Annotated in this window: 4 protein-coding genes; 3 read left to right on the top strand and 1 reads right to left on the bottom strand. The window is 68.9% G+C overall.

Annotated elements, in window-relative coordinates; genetic code table 11:
• Positions 1 to 98: 98 nt before the first annotated feature.
• The gene (gene dapE / locus ACFE99_RS14335; RefSeq protein WP_375486345.1) at positions 99 to 1163 is read left to right on the top strand and encodes a succinyl-diaminopimelate desuccinylase; all 1065 of its coding nucleotides are present in this window, start codon (positions 99 to 101) and stop codon (positions 1161 to 1163) included.
• Here the strand turns inward: dapE and ACFE99_RS14330 are convergent.
• The gene (locus tag ACFE99_RS14330; RefSeq protein WP_375486339.1) at positions 1148 to 3424 is read right to left on the bottom strand and encodes an AAA family ATPase; all 2277 of its coding nucleotides are present in this window, start codon (positions 3422 to 3424) and stop codon (positions 1148 to 1150) included. The two genes, dapE and ACFE99_RS14330, sit on opposite strands and share 16 nt — an antisense overlap.
• An 84-nt stretch (positions 3425 to 3508) precedes the next feature.
• On the opposite strand from ACFE99_RS14330, the gene ACFE99_RS14325 reads away from it, so the two are divergent.
• Both ACFE99_RS14325 and fadD6 read left to right on the top strand, forming a co-directional pair.
• Complete coding sequence (locus ACFE99_RS14325) at positions 3509 to 4057, top strand: TIGR00730 family Rossman fold protein (protein ID WP_375486337.1); 549 nt, start codon at positions 3509 to 3511, stop codon at positions 4055 to 4057.
• Between the two features lie 63 nt (positions 4058 to 4120).
• Positions 4121 to 5911: a long-chain-acyl-CoA synthetase FadD6 gene (gene fadD6 / locus ACFE99_RS14320; RefSeq protein WP_375486334.1), complete on the top strand. Its 1791-nt coding sequence runs from the start codon at positions 4121 to 4123 to the stop codon at positions 5909 to 5911.
• The last annotated feature ends 44 nt before the right edge of the window (positions 5912 to 5955 follow it).

Genomic DNA, 5955 nt, shown 5'->3' with positions numbered 1-5955 from the left:
GCCCGGCTCCGCCGCGCTCGCGGTCGCCACTGGGTTCGACGGTGGCGACCCGCTGCGCCCGGCTCCGCCGCGCTCGCGGTCGCCACTACGCTTGCCTCGTGCTGGACCTACACGGCGACCCGATCGAACTGACTGCGGCACTGGTCGACATCCCCAGCGAGTCACGGGCGGAGGAGCGCATCGCCGACGAGGTCGAGGCCGCGCTGCGCGCGCAGACGACGGGCTTCGAGATCATCCGCAACGGCAATGCCGTACTGGCCCGCACGCACCTCGGCCGGCCGACACGGGTGCTGTTAGCGGGCCACCTCGACACGGTGCCGGTGGCCGATAACCTGCCCAGCCGCCGAGACGGCGAGCTGCTGCACGGCTGCGGCACTGTCGACATGAAATCCGGTGACGCCGTCTTCCTACATCTGGCCGCCACGGTCCCCGCGCCCGCCCATGACCTGACGCTGGTGTTTTACGACTGCGAGGAAATCGATTCAGCGGCAAACGGTTTGGGCCGCATCGAACGCGAATTGCCGCACTGGCTAGACGCCGACGTGGCGGTCCTAGGTGAGCCCACCGACGGCTATATCGAGGCAGGCTGTCAGGGCACGCTGCGCGTCGTTGTCCAGGCAAGCGGAAGCCGGGCCCATTCGGCGCGATCCTGGCTGGGAGACAACGCGATTCACAAGCTGGGCGCCGTGCTCGACCGGCTTGCCGGCTATCAGGCTCGTACTGTCGACATCGACGGCTGCACGTACCGCGAGGGTTTGTCGGCGGTGCGTATCGGCGGCGGCATTGCCGGCAACATAATTCCCGACGCCGCTTCGGTGACCGTCAACTATCGTTTCGCCCCGGATCGTTCGGCGGCGGAGGCGTTACAACACGTCCACGACGTCTTCGACGGGCTCGACGTGCGGATCGAGCAGACCGACGTTGCGGCCGGTGCGCTACCCGGGTTGTCCAAACCCGCCGCCAAAGCCCTGGTCGACGCGGGCGCTGGCCAGGTCCGGGCGAAATACGGTTGGACCGACGTGGCGCGGTTCGCTGCTCGCGGCATCCCCGCAGTCAACTACGGGCCCGGCGACCCCAACCTGGCGCACCGCCGTGACGAGCGGGTGCCGGTAGAGCAAATCACCGCCGCGGCCGACATGCTGCGCCGCTATCTGACCAGCTGAGCCCGCCGCGACTGGGCTGCGGCGTCGGCGGCCGCTGGATGCATCCCCGCCTCGGCCAAGTCGGCGGCCACGTCGGCCAGCGCACCGTAATCGCCGGCGGCCAGCGCGCGGGCATGAGCCAACGTCAGCCTGCCCAGCACGCAGTCCACTTCGACCGCGAGGCGTTGAGCGCGATACACCGCGCGCATGTCACCCAGCCGCGTCGCATCCTGCAGCGCGCGGAGCGCAATCGCCGACTGCCCGCCGCGTTCGGCGGCCTGCACCGCCTCGCGGGCGGCATCGATCGCTCCGGTGTCGTCGCCGCGGGCCGATTTCGACCAGGCTTTGGCCAGTGCCAGCTCGGGCGTGAACATCGCCGATTTCAGGCCGTGCCGAGACTCGGCCCGGCCGAACACCTTTGCCGCTTCGACTTGTTCACCTTGCTGGCCCAGCGCCTGTGCGAGCAGCATCAAGGACAGCGGCCCCCACGAATAACCGGTCCGCGCCAGCGCACCGGTGGCCGGACCCAACAGCTTCACCGCGGTGTCGAAGTCGCCCTGGGCTGTCGCCACGTACGCCACGAGCACTTCACCGATCGCCCTACCCGGCTGTTGCAGCTCGGCGAAATCGGTGTACCGCTGCGCCACCGAGCGTGCCGCGTCCAGCCGTCCTGCCATCACCAGCGTCGTGACCCGGGCGAAGCCGCTGGTGAACCTCAACAAACCCGGATGCTCGCCAGCGACCGCCCGGGCGGCCAGCGCTTCAACGTCGTCGAAGCGGCCAGTGCGAGCCGAGCACAGCGCCGCAGTCGACGCGGCCCATCCCACGCCTACTTCGTCAGCGTGCGGTGAGGCCAGCACGTCGGTGGCGATCCGCAACGCGCGCAGCGGGGCGCCGGAGTTCATCGCGAAGGTCGCTGCGAGCGCGTCGAGAGTGGCCTTGGCGGCCGGCGCCACGATCCGCTGGCGGGTGGTGTGCAGGAAGGCTGTGGCGCGCTCCGGTTCGTTGAGCATCCAGAACTGGTTGGCCGCCCGCGGCAGCGCCCAGGCCATCAGCTCCGTGTCGGTCAGCGTGTCGGGATCGACTGCGGCGAGCACTGCTCCGGCCTCTCGGCCGTTGCCCTGCCAAGCCAGCGCGTAGGCCAACACCAGCCGCGCCGCCAGTGCGTCTGTCCGGTCCAGCGCTGCTCGTGCCAGCCGCTCGGCGAGCACGAGGTCGCCGAGCCGCAGCGCCTGCTGCGCCGCAATCACCAGGTCCGCTACGCGGGCGGGGGCGTCGCTGTCGATGGACAGCGCTGCCAGTCGCAGCTGATCGATGACATGGTCGGTCGGATGTTTCGCCAGCTGTGCGACTACTGCTGCACGCAGCGACCGGGCGCGCTGCGGTGCGAGCGCGGCGCGGGCGCGGTCGCTGTAGAGAGGATGGGCCGGGTGCGCCAGTCCCCGGTCGTCGAAGGCGGCCACGCCCGCGGCGTCCTCGACGGCCTGCTCGCCGGCTAACGCCGCCAAGTCGGCGCGGGACAGTGGTTCGGCGACGGCCAAGTAGTCCAGCACGGTGCGCGCCGGCTGCGGCAGCGCGCTCAGGTGAGAGTCGATCAGGGCGGACAGCGACAACCGCTCGTTGTCGCGGCAGCGCCAACCATCGTCGGCCCGCACCAGGCCGCCGTCCTCGACGACGTGCCGCAGATACAGCGGGTTGCCCCGGCTGCGACCGACGAGCTCCTCGGCCACCGGCTTCGGTAGCGGTTCACCCAGCGCCGACTCCAGCACCGCCGCCGCCTGGTCGAGATTCAGGGGTTGCACCTCGACGCGGCTGAGCAGCTGATCGGTCCACAACGCGGTGACGACGTCGGGCAGCTGGGTGTCCGAGCGCACGGTGACCAAAAGCCGCGCCGAACCGCTCAAGGCCAGCTGATACACCAGCGTGGCGGACAGGCCGTCCAACTCGTGCACGTCGTCGACGATCAGCAGTAGATCGCCGTCTGCGCTGGTGAGCGATTCGCGCGCGGCGCGCAGCAGCGCCGCGGGTCGCCCGAGCTCGGCCAGACGGACCAGATGGCGGAAGGCGCCGAACGGGACCGTTTGCTCCGGCCCGCTGCCCACGGCCCATCGGACGCTCGTCGACGGCCGCTGCGCAGCGAACCTTTCGGCGGCAGCGCGGGCCAAAGACGTCTTGCCCACGCCGTCGGGCCCAACGAGTACGGCGCCGCAAACCTGCGAGCTTTCCAGTGCGCCCGTCACCTGCGCTACGACGGTTTCCTGCGGCGCGGCTACCCAGGGCACCGCCGGATTTTATTGCCCATACACGAGGTAGCAGGGCGATAGCCCGAAATGCGCTCCGCGGCAAGGCTGGTCTACGTTTCGTGTGTGGAGCCGAAGCGGTGGGCGGTCTGTGTCTACTGCGCGTCCGGGCCGACCCACCCGGAGCTGCTGGGGTTGGCCGCGCGGCTGGGCGAGGCGATCGCCGATCGCGGCTGGATCTTGGTGTGGGGTGGTGGCAACGTTTCGGCGATGGGTGCATTGGCCACTGCGGCGCGGGCTCGGGGCGGATGGACCGTCGGCGTGGTCCCCAAAATGCTGGTCCACCGAGAGGTGGCCGATACCGACGCCGACGAGTTGATCGTCACCGACACCATGCGCGAGCGCAAACAGGTCATGGAAAATCGCGCCGACGCGTTCATCGCCCTGCCCGGCGGCATAGGGACGCTCGAGGAGCTGTTTGAAACCTGGACCGCGGGGTATCTCGGCGTGCACGACAAACCGGTGGTGCTGCTCGACCCCGACGGGCACTACGACGGACTGCGGGCATGGCTGTACGGGCTGATCGATACCGGATACGTCTCGCAGCTGGCCCTGGACCGGCTGGTGGTGGTCGACGACGTGGACGCGGCACTGGCGGCGTGCGAACCTCGCTGAAGCGGCTGGCCACACCGCGTTAGGCTGGCCGCCGACTGCGGTTCAGCGAAATGAGGGACCCACATGGCGGACAAAGCGTCCGATCCCGACTCCGGCACCCGTACGGCCGTCGCGCTGGCGGATATCGCAACATGGCTGCCTGGCCTGTTGCCCGACCTGCCGGTGATGCTGCGTGGCGCGCTGACCGGGCTGCTGCCTCAGCGCAACTCGAAGGCCTCGATCGGCAAGGTGTTCCAGGAGCGGGCCGCCCGTTACGGGGACCGTATCTTCCTGCGGTTCGGTGACCGGCAACTGACGTACCGAGAGGCCAACGAAACCGCCAACCGCTACGCCGCAGTGCTGGCCGCGCGCGGTGTCGGGCACGGCGACGTGGTCGGCATCATGCTGCGCAACTCGCCTAACGCGGTGCTGATGATGCTGGCCGTCGTCAAGTGCGGAGCGATCGCGGGCATGATCAACTACCACCAGGGCGGCGAGGTGCTCGCTCACAGCCTGGGCCTGCTCGACGCCAAAGTGTTGGTCGCCGAATCCGATCTGGTCAGCGCGGTCAGCGAGTCGGGGGCGCCCGCCGATCCGATGACCATCGACGAACTCGAGCGCCTGGCCGCCACCGCGCCGATCAGCAACCCGGCGTCGGCGTCGGCGGTGCTGGCCAAAGACACCGCGTTCTACATCTTCACCTCGGGCACGACCGGCTTCCCGAAAGCCAGCGTGATGACGCACTTCCGGTGGCTGCGGGCGCTGGCCGCGTTCGGCGGGGTAGGGCTGCGACTGCACAGCAGCGACACGCTGTACTGCTGCCTGCCGCTGTATCACAACAACGCGCTGACTGTCGCGGTCGCATCGGTGATCAACTCCGGGGCGACGCTGGCGCTGGGCAAGTCGTTTTCGGCGTCGCGGTTTTGGGACGAGGTGATCGCCAACGACGCGACGGCGTTCATCTACATCGGCGAGATCTGCCGGTACCTGCTCAACCAGCCGCCCAAGCCGACCGATCGCGCGCATAAGGTGCGGCTGATCGCCGGCAACGGGCTGCGCCCGGAGATCTGGGACGAGTTCACGACACGGTTCGGCATCCAGCGAGTATGTGAGTTCTACGCCGCCAGCGAGGGCAATACCGCGTTCATCAACATCCTCAACGTGCCCAGGACGACCGGTGTCTGGCCGCTGCCGTTGGCATACGTGGAGTACGACCCCGACAGCGGAGCCCCGCTTCGCGACGAGAACGGCCGGGTGCGCCGCGTGCCTTCCGGCCAGCCGGGCCTATTGCTCAGCCCGGTCAACAGACTTCAGCCCTACGACGGCTACACCGATCCCGCCGCCAGCGAAAAGAAGTTGGTACGCAACGCTTTCCGTAAGGGCGACTGCTGGTTCAACACCGGCGACGTGATGCGCCCGCAGGGCATGGGCCATGCTGCGTTTGTCGACCGGCTCGGCGATACATTCCGGTGGAAGGGCGAAAATGTCGCGACCACACAGGTCGAGGCGGCGCTGGCGGCGGATGAGTCCGTCGAGGAATGCGCGGTCTACGGGGTGGAAATTCCGCGCACCGGCGGCCGGGCCGGAATGGCGGCGGTCAAGCTGCGCGACGGCGCCGAGTTCGACGGCAAGGCACTCGCGCGCACGGTGTACGACCGGTTGCCGGTGTATGCGCTGCCGCTGTTCGTTCGGGTGGTGGAGTCGATGGAACACACCACGACATTCAAGAGCCGCAAGGTTGGCTTGCGTGAACAGGGTTACGGCCCCGGTATCGAGGATCCGCTCTACGTGCTGGCCGGCCGCGACGAAGGCTACGTGCCGTTTTGCTCCGAATATCCCGACGAGGTCGCGGCCGGTAAGCGCCCGCAGGCGTAAGCCTGCGGGCGCGCGGCGGCCCAGACGCAGAAGCCGGTCAGCGC

Origin of the sequence: uncultured Mycobacterium sp., from assembly GCF_964249325.1 — a bacterium.
Lineage (GTDB): Bacteria > Actinomycetota > Actinomycetes > Mycobacteriales > Mycobacteriaceae > Mycobacterium.
The sequence above is the reverse complement of the archived record's forward strand: the minus strand, read 5'-3'. Positions and strand labels throughout refer to the sequence as shown.